This is a genomic window from Flavobacterium sp. MDT1-60 (assembly GCF_014844035.1).
In the GTDB taxonomy this organism is placed as follows: domain Bacteria; phylum Bacteroidota; class Bacteroidia; order Flavobacteriales; family Flavobacteriaceae; genus Flavobacterium.
On the sequence record NZ_CP062159.1, the window covers coordinates 2,334,053 to 2,350,395 of the forward strand.

Consider the following 16,343-nt stretch of genomic DNA (forward strand, 5'->3'; position numbering starts at 1 on the left):
CGGTTATTTAGCGTTAAGTTTTGCAATAGCTTCTTTTATTCCTTCGCCCGCGACATTATAAAATGCTGGTCCGGCAAGCAGAATAATTTTGCTTAAAGGCTTATAATCAGCTAATTTTTTATCTTTTAAATACGTTTGCGTTCTGTAAGCTTCAAAAGAACCCAAAACTACATTTGTTGCCACTAAAGCTGTTGGGGAATCAATTCCCGCATCTTTGATATCACTTGCAAAAGAATAATTAGAAACTCCCAATCGTAGTGCTTCTCGCATAGCGGTACTTCCAACACTGATCATTAAATCTGGAGTAAACTTAGTGCGATCGCCCAGACCAATAAGCAATAATTGTTTGGCTGCCAAAGTACCTTTTGGAGGTGTAATCAATAATGTTTCAAGTGAATGGCCTGTAAATTTTCCGCTTTTGCGTAATTCGGTAATAATTCCTTTCAAGGCATCGTCTAAATGCACCATTCCGTTTAGGTTTGCGGGAAGGGCAGGAGGGTTAAAAATGTCACCTTCTGTGTATTCAAAAACGCAGGCAACTTGTAATTCTGCTTCGGCTGCAGATGGTCCCTGAACCAATCCGTTTATGGCAACTCCGTCTACTTTTCCCCAGGTAGTTGTTGATCCGAGTGCTGCCGTCTGAGCAAAAATAGCGTTGGTGAATGAACCTGCAAATAACATTGCAATAAAAAGAGTTAGAGTATATCTAAGTCTGGATGTTGAGAAAACTGATAAATTTTTCATAGTTGTGAATTTATGTAACGTTAATATATTCTGAAAATATTTAAACACATAGAGACATAGATTATATTCTGAAATGAATAAAAGAGAGTATAAAAAGAAACTAGTTTCTCACACATAGTTATGTGTATTAATGCAAGTGAAACGCCTTTTTGAGTTTACAAAATTCTATGTTTCTATGTGTTTAATTATTTATGTTGATGAATTAATGATGTTTTTAAAATTTAAATCCAAGTTTGGCATTAAAAAAAACACCGTCTTTAGAATTTGGTATTACGTCGTTGATAAAAGCACCGGTTTTAAAATATTGAATACCGCTTACGACTGAAATATATTTGTTTACGCTATAAGAAAAATTGGCAAGATAAGCTGTCCCTATGTATCGTTCTTCTGAAGCACTTCCTTTAAGATTCAATGTGCCGCTTGGTCTGTAAACACCATCCTGCAGTGAGTATCGCCAGTTAAAAACCACATCGACCTGCATCTTTAGCTGTGGCAGTAAATCCATCGTGGCATAAGGATGAATATCGATAAGGTTTACGGGACCAACCTGCGGGCTAAAACCAAAATATCCTCCTTTTGGATATAACGGATTGAATGTTTGCAGACTTCCGTCACCTTGATGTTTATCTCCTGAAATATAATCGTTTCTCAGGTTTATTGTGGGTTTAAACTTCACGTTTTCAAAAGAATAACCAATGTCAATAGATCCTGTCCAGGCATTAATATTTCCTGAACCAAAAGTTCCGAATTGGTACGCTGCTTCCAGATTGTAAATAAAACCGCCGCCGTATTTCCAAAGTCTTGTACCAATGGTGTGTCGTTTTTCCGGAGCAATTCCTTCTTCAAAAAGCGATTGATCTCTTCTAATTCCGAGATAATAGAGATCCAGATTTCCTGCTTTTGGGAATATTATTTTAGAATAAGCGCCCCAGAGATTCAACTGTTTCGACATTTTATTATCAAAAACACCTGTATAAATCGTGTCTGCCATCATAGCAAATCCGTCAATGGAGAATCGGGCAGAAGAATACATTATTTTTCCTCCTGTAAAATAAAGTCTCGCGTTTGGACCTTCTCTAACAGAAATTAATCTTCCGGAACCATAATCGAGTTCTTGTCTTCCGGCACGAATGGTTAGTTTTTTATCTTCTTTCTGATATAAATTAACATCTAAAAAAAGATTCTGAACATTCAGCTGATCTTCATCAATACCGCGCGAGCCGTTGATTCTTCCGTCTTGTAAAGCACTTCTTAATTGAGCAAATACCCTAAAGGTTTTTCCTAAGTGAACATCGGCATAAAGATCGTAGCGTTGTAATAAAAAATTGTTGTGACCAATATTGAGTCTTCCCCAATCTTCATTATTGAAATCAACGTATTCATATCGTGCTTCACCTCCAAGAGACATATAAAAATCTTTCTGTTTGTTTAACGGAATGAATTTTAGATTCTGATAAAAGTTTCTGCTCGAATCTTTTAGAAATTCGTAGTTTTCATCATAACGCAAAAGTTTAAAATTTTGTGCTGATGCGATGCTTCCCATTAAAAGAAAACACATTACGATGATTCCGAAGTTCTTATTTTTTGACGATATGGATTTTGATGATTCCAAAATAATGAAGCGTAAGAGATTTATAATAAATTGAATGAAAAAGCTGAATTAATGTTTAAGCATATTATGTGCATAATGAATTCCTAAACCGTAAGAACCGCCATGTTTTTTCATTAAATTCGTTACCGGAACGTACGTTTCCTGACGTGCCCAGTCTCTTTGAAGTTCTAGTATATATTGGATAGAAGTTATTGGTTGTGCGCCAACCTGAATCATTCTCTGAATTGCACGTTCATGAGCTTCGTTGCTTACATCTCCGCAGGCATCCGTGATTACATAAACTTCATAGCCTTCTTCAATTGCTGATAAAGCAGGGCCAACGATACAAACACCTGTCCATAATCCGGCAAGAACTAATTTTTGTTTTTTTGTTCCTGTAATGGCTTTATACGCTTTTTCGTCTTCCCAGGTATTCATTGTTGTACGGTCAATATATCCTGAAGTAGCAATTGGATAATATTCTTCAATTTCCGGGAAAACTGGTCCTGCAAAGCTTTCTTCAAAAACAGTTGTTACAATTGTCGGAACGTTGAAAATTTTAGATGCACCGCAAATAATGGCAACATTGTTACGTAATTCGCTTAATGCAATGCTTGTTGTAGCAAATGCCATTTGTCCTTCAAAGTCAATTAAGACTAAAGCGTGATTGTCCGGTGATAATAAGTTAGTGGATGGTTTCATAAAAATTGATTTTAATGGATTGAAAGTTTTCTTATCATTTCAGCAGAAACAGCGTCTGCATAGATTCCGAAAGCGCTCGTTAAAACACCTTTTATAGCATAAACTTCAGATATAATTCCGTATACTATATCTTCATCACCGGGATCTGTATCACCTTCAAAACGAAATAAATATTCAATTTTGAATTCTTCCGGAGACATAGTTTGTTTGTTATTGTTGTAACGAATACAGTTTTCATCAAGATTAAAGTTTTCGGTAAAACCTTGCTGATACAGCCATTGTAAAGCTTCTGTAACGGTATCAAAAGAGGGTTGTTGAAAAGAGTTCATAGTTGAAAAATTTAAAAACTGCCTTTGTAAGGAACCATTAAAGGCAGTTTTGATTAATTTTAAGAAATTTCTACTTATGCTTTAATAAAAGCCAGAATATCTTTATTGATTGTTTCCGCCTCTGTAGTCGGCATACCATGAGGAAAATCAGGATAAGAAATTAGTTTTCCATTTTTCAAAAGGGCTGCTGCTCTTGGTGCCTGTCCGAAAGGTACTATCTGATCATCTTCTCCGTGCAATACCAAAACTGGAATATCTAAACTCTTAAGATCTTCTGTAAAATCTGATTCAGAGAAAGCTTTTATTCCTTCATAATGGGCTAATACTGATCCCATCATTCCCTGACGCCACCAATTGTGTTTAATACCTTCCTGAACTGTTTTTCCTTCGCGGTTCCATCCGTAGAAAGGTATTGGGAAATCATAAAAATACTGTGCTCTGTTTGATCCTGTACCTTGTCTGATTTCATCAAAAATAGCTAATGGCACACCTTGAGGATTTGATTCATTTTGAATCATAATTGGTGTTACAGCACTAATAATTACTGCTTTTGCAATACGTCCCTTTCCGTATTTTGATGCATAACGTATCACTTCACCACCTCCGGTTGAGTGACCTACGTGGATAGCGTCCTTTAAATCAAGGGCAGCTGTCAATTCAGCTACGTCTGCTGCATAAGTTTCCATATTGTTTCCTTCTGCACTTTGACCAGAGCGACCGTGTCCGCGGCGATCATGTGCAATAACTCTGTATCCTTGTTTTAGGAAAAACATCATTTGTGCATCCCAATCATCACTTGATAATGGCCATCCGTGGTGAAAAACTATCGGCTGTCCTGTTCCCCAATCTTTGTAAAAAATTTCTGTTCCGTCTTGTACTTTAAATGTGCTCATTTTTTTATGGTTTTAGATTATTAAATTTTAGAGTTAAATTTGAAAACTTGTATAGTGATTAAATCTATTTTTGATTTAAAAGCTGTTCTGATTTTCTTTTACAAACTTACAGAAGGTGCAAAAGTCTATCGGTTAATCTAGATTAAGAAAAAAGTTAATCTCATACGCTGCCTGTTTAATATTTAAAGACAACTGCTTTATTTCAGTTGTTAATTGTAATAATATTATTCATGTTTACATCTTTTAAATTAATAATTGGATGCCAGACATAAGCCAATGAATGTGCCGAAAGCAAAAGTTCCTTTGAATGAAAGGTTTATCGATTTATTCGGTTATTTTTATTTACGATATATCGTAAATTTATGACGCTGATTTTTTGAATGATATAAAAAGGTAACAGTATTTTCAATTATAGGTTTTGATTGATAAAAACGGCAACAAACTAAATGAGCCAACTGCTTATAATGCAAAATAGATTTATTATGTATGCATTAATTGATGTTATTTAATAGTATTGCTAAATCTACAACCAGTGCAGCTCTTAAAAAATGTGATCGTTTCACCCCGAATTTTGTCCGTTTGAGCCAAATTTTTAAAGGTTCTGTCAGTAATGCCTTTTATGTTTGCATCATAAAATTAAAAAAAGGCTATTGCCTGTTAACATTTAAAATATAGTAAATCATGAAAAATTTATTTTTGCTCTGCATTGTTCTGGTATCCTCAAGCGCTTTTAGCCAAAGTTTTTTTAACAGAATTCATTTTGGTCTTAAAGCTGGTGGTAATTACAGTGATTTTTACAATGCTGATTTCGATACCGACGGTCTCCCTGGATTTCATGCCGGTGCAATTGTTGCATTAGATATCAATAAAAACTGGTCTCTTCAGGAAGATTTTTTGTACTCTACTCAAGGTGTTAAACTAAAAGGTGGATTCTCGGACGGAAAAGAACTGAAACTTTCTTATATCTCAGTGCCGATTGTCGTAAAATACAAAACAGATTTTGGGCTGTATTTTGAAGCAGGTCCTCAAGTGGGAATTTTAGTTTCTGAAGATTTTAAAGAAATAACCAATGATGATTTTGCAGAAAAAATTGATGCCGGTATGGTTGGCGGAATTGGTTATCAATTTTCGAAAGGTATTGGTATTGGAGCCCGATATTATATGGGATTAACGAATGTGAGTAAAATAAAATCAACGACTGTGAATACTGACTTTCAAAACCAAATGTCACAAGTCAGTCTTTTTATATTTTTTAAGGCGGAATAACTCTCTTTATAAACTAATAATAAATAATACCGCCTGTAAGCAGGAGGTATTATTTGTTCATCAAAATTATCAGACCAGTATTACTGTTTTTTTGTACTTTCCCTCAATTTTGAATAAGAAATTAAAATGAAATAAGGTTTGTATCAAAAAATGTAAACAACAATTATGAACAACATCGCAAAATCTTTTTCTCCTTTTATTTTGAAGGAAATTTATAAAATGAACGTTTTTTTGACGTTGTTAATATCTTTGATTGCTTTATTTTTCCTGATTCTTTTTAAGAATTCGGCTTCTTTGATTCTTTTTATGACCTTAAAAAGTCTGTTTTACATTTTTACGGTAACTTTTTCATTGTCAGCAATACTTGAATTTTGTTCTTTAAAGTTCCCAAATGATATTGTTCAGTTTAGAATCTGGCGTTACGTAGCCAGCTTTTGTACCTCCATAATCCTTCAAATGTTATTATGGCCTTTTTTCGCCTACATGGCACATGTCGAATGGAGCCCTTATGATATTGAGCTTATTATGACTTTTTTAATGGAAGCTGTTTTTATATCTACTTTAGTACTCCTTTTACAGGATTTTGCCATTTTAAGATTAGCTAAAACACAAACTGAACTCGAAAATTCAAGATTACAGCTTCGAACGGCAGAAGCTGAAAATCTGCTTTTGAAACAGCAGATACATCCTCACTTTTTATTTAATTCCCTCAATACCTTAAAAGCACTTTACAAAAAAGATCTTCTTCTTGGGGAGCATTATCTCATACAGCTGGCCGGATTTTTAAGAACTGCAGTAACGCTTAATGCTGCTATGGCTACCACACTTGAGCAAGAAATCGATTTTTGCCAAAACTATCTTGAAATGCAGAAAATGCGTTTTAGCGAGGCTTTAGAATGGGATATTAAAATAAATAATCCGGACATGCTCAAATGCAGTATACCCACTTTTTCTCTTCAGCCATTGGCCGAAAATGCCATCAAGCACAATAGATTTACCAAACAGCAGCCCTTACACATTAAAATAGAACAAAAGGGAGCTTACATATTAGTATCAAATACAATGAATCTTAAAAAACACAGCGAAACTTCTTTAAAAAGCGGTCTTGCAAACCTGGCTGAACGATGCCTTATTTGGTCTGGAAATGAGATTATAATACAAAACGATGGCGTTACCTTTACTGTAAGCTTTAAAATAAATACCGATGAAAATCATAATTATTGAAGATGAATCTCTTGTAGCGGAAGAACTTGCAGCCAGCTTGAAAAACTGCAGTGAGCAAATCGAAATCACAGCCTTATTGGGATCTGTTAAGGAAGCAGTTGCTTATTTCAAAAACAATCCGCAGCCAGATCTTATCTTTAGTGATATTCAGCTAGGAGATGGTCTTAGTTTTGAAATTATGCAAACCGTTCCTCTTAATATTCCAGTTATATTTTGTACGGCTTTTAATGAATATGCACTTGATGCTTTTAAAGCTAATGGTATAGAATATATTCTAAAACCCTTTAGTACTGAGGAATTAAAAATGGCATTGTCTAAATTTCAAAACATGCAAAAGTTAATGAGCGGTCAGGTTGCCCAGCAGTACCAAAAGGCAATGGAAACAATCTCCAATCTTCAGCAGCCACACAGCGGTACTATAATGGTGAAATACAGAGATCGGCTTCTCCCTTTTACACTCGACAAAATCGCTTTGTTTTTTGTCGAAGCCGAAACCACAGTGATGCTGGCACATAATGGTAAAAGTTATGTCCTGACCGAAAGTCTCGAAGATCTGGAAAAAAGAACCAGCAGATTTTTCTTTCGAATGAACAGGCAGATTCTCGTAAACCGCAATTCAATAGCTGATGTGACAGATTATTTTCCACGAAAGTTAAAAATAAACCTTTCATTTACATTCCATAAAGACATTTTTGTCAGCAGAGAAAAAAGATCAAAAGTATTGGCCTGGTTAGCAAACAAATCCTCGTAAAAAAGTAACTGGTAAAAGAAAAAACAATATAAATCAGCGTTTACAGACTCCGTTAAATACTTTTAAGATCCAATCAAAAATTAGAATAAGCTATAGCTATTTTTTTGTAGACAGAGCTTTACCAATTATTAATTCTCTCCTAAAGCATCTTTTTTCTTTACAAAACGCTTCACCCGTAAAATTGTCCGTTTGACTTTATTTTTTATGTCTTTTAAGAAACTGCACCCTTAATTTCGCAGTACAATATCTTAAAATTAAACATAATGATTCAAACAAAAATCTCTTCAACAGTCTGCCTTACGGTCTCGACAGTCCTCTTATGCCTTTGCAGTTCCTACGGACAAAATACCAATATTAAAATTTCGGGCATCCGTTCAGAAAAAGGTCAAATTATACTTAATGTATTCAAAAACAGCAAAGATTACGAGCAGGAAAAAGTCTCTAAAAAATTAATCTTTGAAAAAAAAACATTCGATAACGGCATTATGAGTATTAATTGTGATCTCGATCCAGGTTCATACGGCATAACCATTATTGATGATGAAAACAAAAATGGAGAACTTGATAAAAACTTCATAGGCATGCCCAAAGAAGGTTTTGGTTTCTCTAATTTCTTTATGGAAAAAATGAAAAAACCTGTCTTTGATGACTTTAAAATCATGATAGAAAATCAAAACAACAAAATTACAATTAAGGTAAAATACATGTAATACAATTATAACGAAGTAAACCCCAAAATTAAAATTATGAAAACTAAAATCTTAATGAAATTGATTTCTTTTAAAGTAATCGCTGCAGCTGCACTGATAATTCTATCTTCTTGTGATAATAATGAAGTTGATCCTTTTGGTTCTGCACGCCTTAAAGTAGTAAATGCTGCACCTAACTCAGGGTCTCAAAAATTTGTTATGGCCAACATTCCCTATATTGGTAATCTGGAGTATTTGGATCATTCGGTTTCGTATCACGATGTGGCTGTAGGGAACAATTTGGCGAGCCAGTTTAGAGATGAAAATGATAATGATTTGTATGCCAGTGAAGAACTAGATCTGAGCGATGATAAAAGATATACCGTATATCTGACGGGAGAATCAAGAGACGATGCGGAAGTGAGACTCTACGAAGACAATATAAGTGCACCAGCCAGCGGAAAAGCCAAGGTGAAATTTATTCATTTAAGCAGTGGAGCCCCAGCTAATATTGATTTTCTTGATGCACAAGGCAACAATCTTGTTTTAAATGTTGCGCGCTACAGTCAAAGCAGTTATTCTGAAATTAATGCAGGTTCTTTAGGTATTCAGGTCCGCGGTACTGGAGGATCTGATAATCTGGCAACTTTGCCGGCCACTAATTTTGATGCAGGAAAAGTCTATACTGTTTTTATTGCCGGATCATCTGCGTCAGGATATAAAATTGAACAGATTTCGCATAATTAAAAATTAAAAGATCAATACCTCTTAAATCTAGAATAATTTTAGATGAGATGTATTGATCTTTTTTTCTGAAAATATTTCATTGTCCTTTAAAAATTGTCCAATGTTTAAGTAACCTAATTACTTTGCAAGTTGTAAATCATCCTTTGCATGTTTAATAAAGAGATTTTTTTGTGGTAGCTGTTGCAGTTTCATACCAAAAAGTAAAAATAAAAAGCTTTTTATTTTTTCCTCTAAAGAAGATCGTAAAATCGAAAAGGCTTTGGTTATTTGTGCCTCGACTGTTTTTATTGAAACGTCAAGATGTTCTGCAATTTCAATATTGGTTAAACCTTCTTTTTTGCTTAAAATAAAAACTTCCTTGCATTTTGGAGGAAGGCTTTGAATTTCTTTATTTACCACATTTATAACACGCTGCAAAGATTCGGAATCATCCTCTAAAACAATTGAATTTAACGCGTCATAATATGATTTTTCTAATGAAAATAAAGATTGATTTTTACGGTACAAATCAATAAATTCATTGTACACTAATTTATAAAGAAAGCTTTTTATAGCATGATCTGATTTTAATCTTTCACGTTGTTCCCATACTTTTATGAATACATTTTGCACGATATCTTCGGCATTGTAAATATTTTTTACAAGGCTGTTGGCATATACGCAAAGTTTATGATGGTAGCTGTCGATCAAATACGTATACGCTCTTTCATCTCCATTTTTTAGAGAATCAATTAGTATATCGTTATTGTTAAAATCTTCACTTTTCATGGAAACAAATATATAAATTTATAGTTTTTATAACCTGAAATGGTGTTTTTTTTGCTAAAAACATCATTTTTTTTGTTTTCTATCGAATTTTATTACAAATAAAAAAGGCTTATAAAGGCAAAGATATATCAATTTATTTACTAATTACATGTAATTAGTAGAGTTTTTGTTTTTTATATTGAGAGAAAATGATTCCAAAAAATAAAAAAATCATCAAAATGAAAAAAAGATTATCAAATTGTTAGGGTTTTGTTTTTTAGCTTCGTAATAATATTAAAAAAGAGTAAAATGACAGTGAAAAAGTCAGAGAGACTAATCGTAAAATTCATTACAAATCAAGCCAGTCAGGATGAAATAGAAAAATTGACGGAATGGCTTCAGGAAGAAGAGCATCAAATTGTGTTTAAGAATTTTATAAAAACAAATTATGCAATAGATACTGTGATGAATAATTTTGATTCAACTGAGGTTAAAAAACAACTTTCAGAAAGAATTAAAAAAGAAAATAATGTTTTCCAGAAAAGAAGATTCTCATCGTATTATAAATATGCCGCTGTTCTCATTTTGGTTTTAGGAAGTTTATATTTCTATAAAAGTTCAAATTTATTTCAGAGTAAGGAAAATGTTGTGGTACCAAGACAAGATGAAATTGTGCTTCAATTGGGCAGCGAATCTGCAGAAACAATTAATATATCTGAATCGCGAAATATCAGCGACAAAGAAGGCAATATAATTGGAAAACAAGAGAAAAACAGATTGGTATATTCCAATGTGTATTCGAATGGGAAATTGGTTTACAATACATTGAAAATTCCGTACGGTAAAAAGTTCGAAGTTCAATTATCAGATGGAACAGTAGTGCATTTAAATGCAGGAACATCATTGCGATATCCGGTTCAGTTTATAAAAAATCAAAGCCGACAGGTTTATTTGACCGGTGAAGCATATTTTGAAGTATCAAAAGATAAAGCACATCCTTTTACGGTAAATACGCAGGAAGTTAATGTGGAAGTTTTGGGAACTAAGTTTAACGTGAATTCATATACAGAAGATATAAGTACCGATGTCGTTTTAGTTGAAGGAAAAGTATCATTATATAAAGACAAAAAGACTCCGGAAAATCAAGTGTATTTATTGCCGGGATTAAAAGGTTCAAACACACGGGGACAACAAAAAATTGCGACGGAAGATGTAAATACAGATTATTACACGGCTTGGGTAAAAGGAAGTTTAGTGTTTAAAAATGAGCCTTTTAATGCTATTATTAAAAAGCTGGAACGTCATTACAATGTGACTTTTATAAACAAAAATAAAATACTCGGAAAAGAAATTTTCAATGCCCGTTTTGATAATGAACCTATTGAAGTGGTGCTGAAATATTTCAGCGATAGTTATGCTATTGATTATGAGATAAATGAAGATAAAATTACGATTAGATAAAAAGAAGTAAAAAGTGATAATCTAAAATAAAAAGTAAATGCCTATGTAACAAAACGTTCAGAAAAAAAGATCGTTATTTAGAAAAAACCGGAAAATGCGCCAACATTTCCCGGTAGAATAAAATGCGATCAGTAAACCTAACCAACCACAATTAAAAACATTTAAAAGTATGAAAAAAGTATTGAACAAAATCAGGTTCGACAAGCCTTTTTTGAAATTTGATTTGAAAATGAAACTGACTACATTATTTTATTGACCACTATGACAGTTATGCAGGCGGGGGTAACATATTCTCAAAAAGCAAAAATGTCATTTAATGCCAGCGACATGACCGTTGGGAAAATAATTGAAAAGATTGAATATACGACCGATTATAGATTTGTTTATAATGTAAGATCGGTTGATTTGGAACGTAAAATAGACATTAGACTAGAAGATGTTTCCATTAAAACGATTTTAAATACGATCTTTAAAGATACAGGCACTGATTATAAAATTTCGGGCTCTCATATTATTCTAACGCCTAAAAAAGCGCCGGCAGATAAACCCGCTCCAATCAAAAAAGAAGAGCAGGATTTTATTGTAAAAGGCAGAGTTACAGATGAAAAAGGGATACCATTAGTTGGTGCTGCAATTTCAGATAATGGCTCAGGAAGAGGTGTACAGACCGATTTTAACGGAGAATATCAGATTATTGCGGTTAATAGCGAAACGACATTAGCTTTTGCTTATTTGGGTTTTGTAAGACAGGAAATAAAAGTAGCTGGCAGAAGTGTAATCAATGTTGTACTTAAAGAAGATGTACTTGAATTAGGCGAAGTTGTACTAACTACAGGATATCAAAATATTTCGGCAGAGCAAGCTACAGGATCTTTCTCAAATTTAAAAGCAAAAGATTTTCAGGAACAGCGTTTAAGCAGTTTAGATAAAATTTTAGAAGGACGTATTGTAGGTTATCAGGACGGAAAAATTCGTGGAACAACTTCTATGCGTGGTGTAACAACACCTTTGTATGTTATTGACGGTTTTCCTGTTGAAAATACAAAATTAACACCTTATGCAACTATAGAAGAAAACGTACCTGGTTTTAACTTAGAAGATATCGAAACCATAACTGTTTTAAAAGATGCGGCGGCTTCGTCTATCTATGGTTCACGTGCTGCAAATGGGGTCGTAGTAATTACGACTAAAAAAGCAAAAGCAGGAAAAACAACTGTTTCATTTTCAAGCAATTTGACGGTTACACCTTATAGAAATTATACAGGAAACCTTACTGATTCTGGAGACATTATTGGCTTAGAAAGAGGATGGGCAGACGGAAATCCTAATTTAAAGACAGCGAATAGTGCTACTTACGCACAATCATTACTAACTAATGCCGTATTTACAAGCCAGGGAATGCAGACTATTTTAAATGGTTATGCAGGAAAAACTTCAATAGCACAAATGAACAGCCGTTTGGATGAACTTGGTTCTCAAGGTCATAAATACTTTGATGATATTGCGAAATATGCAAAACGCGATCAGTATTTTATGCAGCACAACCTTAGTTTAGGAAAAGCTACTGAGAATAATGCTTTTAATGCTTCGTTGACTTATAAAGACAATCAGCTTGAGGATATGTATTCTGAAAACCAGTCTGTTGGTGTTAATTTGAAAAACTCAACTCAAATTAACAACTGGTTATCCTTGGACTTAGGAACTTATGTGAATTTTGGAAAAGGAGATACGCAGAGTTATTTTGCTTCGAGCCCTAATTTTACTTCAGGACCTGGATTTAAATACCAGCCGTATAATCAATTGGTTAATAGCGACGGAACTAATTTTGTTTCGACACCAGAATCTCGCTACAATGCTTTTACGCTAAATTCTATCAAAAACTATGGTCTTTATGGTATGAACATTACTCCAATGGATGAGTTGGGAAGAAATCTTATTGAAAATAAAAATTTCTTAAACAGAACGTATGCTAAGTTTAATGTAAAATTCAGTAAAGCATTTACTTACAATGTGATGTTCCAATATGAATTTGGCTCTGATCGTGCCAGTCAGTTATTTGATAAGGACTCCTATTATGTGAGAAGTAAGGTAAACGGAATGGTAACAATTGTAAATAATAAAGCCGTTTATAATTTACCATACGGAGACATTATAAAAGAAACCAATCAGTTTTCTAATGCTTACAATTTCCGTCAGCAGTTAAATTTCAATCAGACTTTTGCTGAAAAACATGACTTTTCTGCCATTGCCGGTATGGAAATTCGCCATTCAAAACAAGAATATAGCGACAATACACGTTATGGCTATGACTCACAGACTTTAGGTTTTGCACCAATAAACCAGGCAGATTTACTTAAAGTGTATGGAACTGTTTTTAGCGGTTACATGATACAAGACGAATTTTCGTTAGAAAAAGAATTGCAAAATCGTTATGTTTCACTTTATGGAACAGGAGGTTATGTTTATGACAAAAGATATTCTTTAACAGGAAGTATACGTTGGGATCGTTCTAACCTTTGGGGAACAGACAGTAAATACCAAAATAAACCAATCTGGTCTGCAGGAGCAGCATGGAATATTGATAAAGAATCATTTTTTGCTGTTTCATGGGTAGATGCACTTAAGGTTCGCGGATCATATGGTATCGCAGGAAATATTGCCAAAGATTCAGCTCCATATCTTACGGCTTATTATAATTCTAATTCAAATGTTGGAGGAAATCAGGGAACCGTTAACAAGAGGCCAAACCCTGAATTATCCTGGGAAAAAACAACTACCACAAACATTGGTTTAGATTTTTCATTATTTAAAAGCAGATTAAGCGGTACTGTAGATTTATACAACAAAAAAGGAGAGGATTTATTAGCGAGCAGTCAGGGAATTCCAACAGAAGGATGGGGTTATTCTACTTACACGCTTAACAACGGAGAAATGACCAATAAAGGTATTGAAGTTAGTTTAAGAGGAACTATCGTAAAAACGCCTTCATTCTCTTGGGATGCCGCTGTTTTATATGCTAACAACAAAAACAAAGTAGAGTATGTGAGCGTGGAAGCTCCTGTTTATTATTTGCAGTTAGATCATGCTCAGTCTTTTCCAAGAGTTGGAACAAACTTTAACTCCATTTATGGTTACAAATGGGCTGGATTAAGCAGTACAGGAATACCTCAGGTTTATGATGCATCCGGAACTGCAGTAAAATATAATCCTGCTCAATTGGATGCTATTCAGGATTATGGATCAACAGTTCCTATACACAGTGGTTCTTTTCATACTTCGGCTAACTATAAAAACTTCTCGCTTTCAGCACTTTTTGTTTACGAGTTAGGACATAAAATTAGAAATACTTTTCTGCCAATGTTAAATAATAATTACAATGGTGCAGCAGGAGGTTACGTAACCGATATTACAATAGTAAACAATCGTATTGCAAACCGTTGGATGCAGCCAGGTGACGAAGCTTTTACAAATGTTCCAAGAGCAGTATATGAATACGATCCGGAATTTAACTCAGATTCCCGTACTATTTATTCGTATGCAGATATTAATATTCTTGATGCATCAAATGTGAGATTAAGCAATGTTTCATTGGCATATCAAATGCCAAGCGCACTTATTAAAAGAGTAAAATTAGATGGTGTACGTTTCAATCTAAACGCAGAAAACGTATACACTTTTGCCAAAAGTACAGATGCTAAATATCTTTTAAATGGTTTCCAATCTCCAAGTTTTGTTTTGGGTGTAAATGTTAATTTCTAATTTAAAAAGACTAGACGATGAAAAATATATATAAAAAAGCAGCGTGCCTATTAGCTTTAGGATTGACTTTAGCATCTTGCGAAAATTATCTTGATGATGCTCCAAAAGGATTTAAAACACCAACAACATTAGCAGATTATGAAGCCTTTCTTCGTGACGAATATACCAATCACAGAGTTGATATTACCGGGGCTTCACAATTATTAAATGACCAATATGTAACTCTTGCCTCTTTAGCAAGTAATAGATTGTTCAATGCAAATTATATGTGGGATGAAAATGCAGACCGTATTGCAATAAAGGTTTCAGATGAAACGGCTTATTATTCAGGTTATGCCGGAATTTCGACTTTTAATTTAATTATCGAAAATGCATTAACATCAACTAAAGCAACTGAGGCAGAACAAAGAGTGGTTTGGGCAGAAGCAAAAGTACTTCGTGCCATGAACTATTTTAATCTGGTTAATTTTTATGCAGATACTTATGTGGCTTCAGCAGCTTCTACAAAATTATCAGTGCCTTTAATTACCAGTGCCAATATAAATGCGCCTAGTAAACAAGTTACTATTCAGGAACTGTATGATTTTATACTGAATGATGTTAAAGAAGCTTTACCGTATTTGCCAAAAGTTTCTCAAACTGCCCTGCATCCCAATTTAGGTGCTGGTTATGCTTTATATTCAAGAGTTTATCTGCAGATGAATAATTATACAGAAGCTTTAAAATATGCAGATTTAGCATTGGCAGAAAACAATAAACTGTACGACTGGATTGCGTTTTATAATGCTAATAAAACACTAATTGAAACTCCTGGTAATTACACAACATTTACATCTCCAATGGGATATAATTATGTAGAGAATTACACCTATCGTCATGGAGCTAGTTCTAATTTAACAACGGAAAACAGTATTCCTGTAGAACGTGCACAGCGGTTTGAAGCCGGAGATGCACGTTTCCTGTCACGTTGGAAAATTTATACTGTTGGTGCTGAAACCTATTATAGAAGAACCTTGTCCGGCGCTTTTAATTTTGGAGGAATCACAACTGTCGAAGTGTATTTGATTAAAGCAGAATGTCTGGCTCGTGCCAATCAAATTAGTGGAGCCTTGGATGTCTTAAATACAGTTCGTAAAACACGTATTTTACCGGCTTCTTATCAGGATATTTCGACTACAGACAAAACAACTGCATTGAGAGCTATTTTGAGAACGAAAAACAACGAACTTACTAACACGTTGATTCCTTTTGCAGATGCTCGTCGTTTAAATGCCGAAGGTGTTTATCCGGTTAGTTACTCAAAAGTGGCAAACGGAACAACCCATACTTTATCTTCAAATTCTCATTTATGGATAATGCCTTTCCCTCAGGGGGCTGTAAAAAATCCGGGTAACGGAACGATTACTCAAAATGTAGATAAATAAAAATACCAAAACTTCC

General features: G+C 34.1%; 14 protein-coding genes. 8 read left to right on the top strand and 6 right to left on the bottom strand.

Going from position 1 to position 16,343, the window contains the following annotated elements; genetic code table 11:
- Positions 1–3 precede the first annotated feature (3 nt).
- The 5 genes from IHE43_RS10150 to IHE43_RS10170 all read right to left on the bottom strand — a co-directional run bounded on the left by IHE43_RS10150 (position 4) and on the right by IHE43_RS10170 (position 4,259).
- Positions 4–744, bottom strand: a complete 741-nt coding sequence (locus IHE43_RS10150) for a M17 family peptidase N-terminal domain-containing protein (RefSeq protein ID WP_192187826.1) — start codon at positions 742–744, stop codon at positions 4–6.
- A 214-nt stretch (positions 745–958) separates the two neighbouring features.
- The gene (locus tag IHE43_RS10155; protein ID WP_225585454.1) at positions 959–2,356 is read right to left on the bottom strand and encodes an alginate export family protein; all 1,398 of its coding nucleotides are present in this window, start codon (positions 2,354–2,356) and stop codon (positions 959–961) included.
- 48 nt (positions 2,357–2,404) lie between these two features.
- Positions 2,405–3,037: a hydrolase gene (locus tag IHE43_RS10160; protein WP_192187827.1), complete on the bottom strand. Its 633-nt coding sequence runs from the start codon at positions 3,035–3,037 to the stop codon at positions 2,405–2,407.
- An 11-nt stretch (positions 3,038–3,048) separates the two neighbouring features.
- On the bottom strand, positions 3,049–3,366 hold the full coding sequence (locus tag IHE43_RS10165) for a phosphoribosylpyrophosphate synthetase (protein WP_192187828.1): 318 nt from the start codon (positions 3,364–3,366) through the stop codon (positions 3,049–3,051).
- 74 nt (positions 3,367–3,440) lie between these two features.
- Positions 3,441–4,259, bottom strand: a complete 819-nt coding sequence (locus IHE43_RS10170) for an alpha/beta fold hydrolase (protein WP_192187829.1) — start codon at positions 4,257–4,259, stop codon at positions 3,441–3,443.
- Between the two features lie 681 nt (positions 4,260–4,940).
- On the opposite strand from IHE43_RS10170, the gene IHE43_RS10175 reads away from it, so the two are divergent.
- The 5 genes from IHE43_RS10175 (at position 4,941) to IHE43_RS10195 (ending at position 8,936) form a co-directional block, all read left to right on the top strand.
- Complete coding sequence (locus IHE43_RS10175; protein ID WP_192187830.1) at positions 4,941–5,525, top strand: porin family protein; 585 nt, start codon at positions 4,941–4,943, stop codon at positions 5,523–5,525.
- Positions 5,526–5,690: 165 nt separating this feature from the next.
- Positions 5,691–6,749: a sensor histidine kinase gene (locus tag IHE43_RS10180; protein WP_192187831.1), complete on the top strand. Its 1,059-nt coding sequence runs from the start codon at positions 5,691–5,693 to the stop codon at positions 6,747–6,749.
- On the top strand, positions 6,730–7,500 hold the full coding sequence (locus IHE43_RS10185; protein ID WP_192187832.1) for a LytTR family DNA-binding domain-containing protein: 771 nt from the start codon (positions 6,730–6,732) through the stop codon (positions 7,498–7,500). Before IHE43_RS10180 ends, IHE43_RS10185 begins: the two co-directional genes overlap by 20 nt.
- A gap of 263 nt (positions 7,501–7,763) precedes the next feature.
- A complete protein-coding gene (locus tag IHE43_RS10190; RefSeq protein ID WP_192187833.1) occupies positions 7,764–8,210 on the top strand; it encodes a DUF2141 domain-containing protein in 447 nt (148 codons plus the stop codon).
- 36 nt (positions 8,211–8,246) lie between these two features.
- Positions 8,247–8,936: a DUF4397 domain-containing protein gene (locus IHE43_RS10195; RefSeq protein ID WP_192187834.1), complete on the top strand. Its 690-nt coding sequence runs from the start codon at positions 8,247–8,249 to the stop codon at positions 8,934–8,936.
- Positions 8,937–9,053: 117 nt separating this feature from the next.
- Here the strand turns inward: IHE43_RS10195 and IHE43_RS10200 are convergent, their stop codons facing one another.
- A complete protein-coding gene (locus tag IHE43_RS10200) occupies positions 9,054–9,704 on the bottom strand; it encodes an RNA polymerase sigma factor (RefSeq protein WP_192187835.1) in 651 nt (216 codons plus the stop codon).
- Between the two features lie 288 nt (positions 9,705–9,992).
- Between IHE43_RS10200 and IHE43_RS10205 the strand changes: the two genes are divergently transcribed.
- The 3 genes from IHE43_RS10205 to IHE43_RS10215 all read left to right on the top strand — a co-directional run bounded on the left by IHE43_RS10205 (position 9,993) and on the right by IHE43_RS10215 (position 16,327).
- Positions 9,993–11,144 (top strand): FecR family protein, encoded by a 1,152-nt coding sequence (locus IHE43_RS10205; RefSeq protein WP_192187836.1) that lies wholly within the window; start codon positions 9,993–9,995, stop codon positions 11,142–11,144.
- A 306-nt stretch (positions 11,145–11,450) separates the two neighbouring features.
- Positions 11,451–14,903, top strand: coding sequence for a SusC/RagA family TonB-linked outer membrane protein (locus IHE43_RS10210; protein WP_192187837.1), 3,453 nt, complete (start codon positions 11,451–11,453; stop codon positions 14,901–14,903).
- Positions 14,904–14,920: 17 nt separating this feature from the next.
- Positions 14,921–16,327, top strand: a complete 1,407-nt coding sequence (locus IHE43_RS10215) for a RagB/SusD family nutrient uptake outer membrane protein (protein ID WP_192187838.1) — start codon at positions 14,921–14,923, stop codon at positions 16,325–16,327.
- Positions 16,328–16,343: the final 16 nt, after the last annotated feature.

What these genes read in the sequence shown, in the direction of transcription:
- IHE43_RS10150 (WP_192187826.1), bottom strand. Translation starts at nt 744, where the DNA reads ATGAAAAATTTATCAGTTTTCTCAACATCCAGACTTAGATATACTCTA.
- IHE43_RS10160 (WP_192187827.1), bottom strand. Translation starts at nt 3,037, where the DNA reads ATGAAACCATCCACTAACTTATTATCACCGGACAATCACGCTTTAGTC.
- IHE43_RS10165 (WP_192187828.1), bottom strand. Translation starts at nt 3,366, where the DNA reads ATGAACTCTTTTCAACAACCCTCTTTTGATACCGTTACAGAAGCTTTA.
- IHE43_RS10170 (WP_192187829.1), bottom strand. Translation starts at nt 4,259, where the DNA reads ATGAGCACATTTAAAGTACAAGACGGAACAGAAATTTTTTACAAAGAT.
- IHE43_RS10175 (WP_192187830.1), top strand. Translation starts at nt 4,941, where the DNA reads ATGAAAAATTTATTTTTGCTCTGCATTGTTCTGGTATCCTCAAGCGCT.
- IHE43_RS10180 (WP_192187831.1), top strand. Translation starts at nt 5,691, where the DNA reads ATGAACAACATCGCAAAATCTTTTTCTCCTTTTATTTTGAAGGAAATT.
- IHE43_RS10185 (WP_192187832.1), top strand. Translation starts at nt 6,730, where the DNA reads ATGAAAATCATAATTATTGAAGATGAATCTCTTGTAGCGGAAGAACTT.
- IHE43_RS10190 (WP_192187833.1), top strand. Translation starts at nt 7,764, where the DNA reads ATGATTCAAACAAAAATCTCTTCAACAGTCTGCCTTACGGTCTCGACA.
- IHE43_RS10195 (WP_192187834.1), top strand. Translation starts at nt 8,247, where the DNA reads ATGAAAACTAAAATCTTAATGAAATTGATTTCTTTTAAAGTAATCGCT.
- IHE43_RS10200 (WP_192187835.1), bottom strand. Translation starts at nt 9,704, where the DNA reads ATGAAAAGTGAAGATTTTAACAATAACGATATACTAATTGATTCTCTA.
- IHE43_RS10205 (WP_192187836.1), top strand. Translation starts at nt 9,993, where the DNA reads ATGACAGTGAAAAAGTCAGAGAGACTAATCGTAAAATTCATTACAAAT.
- IHE43_RS10210 (WP_192187837.1), top strand. Translation starts at nt 11,451, where the DNA reads ATGTCATTTAATGCCAGCGACATGACCGTTGGGAAAATAATTGAAAAG.
- IHE43_RS10215 (WP_192187838.1), top strand. Translation starts at nt 14,921, where the DNA reads ATGAAAAATATATATAAAAAAGCAGCGTGCCTATTAGCTTTAGGATTG.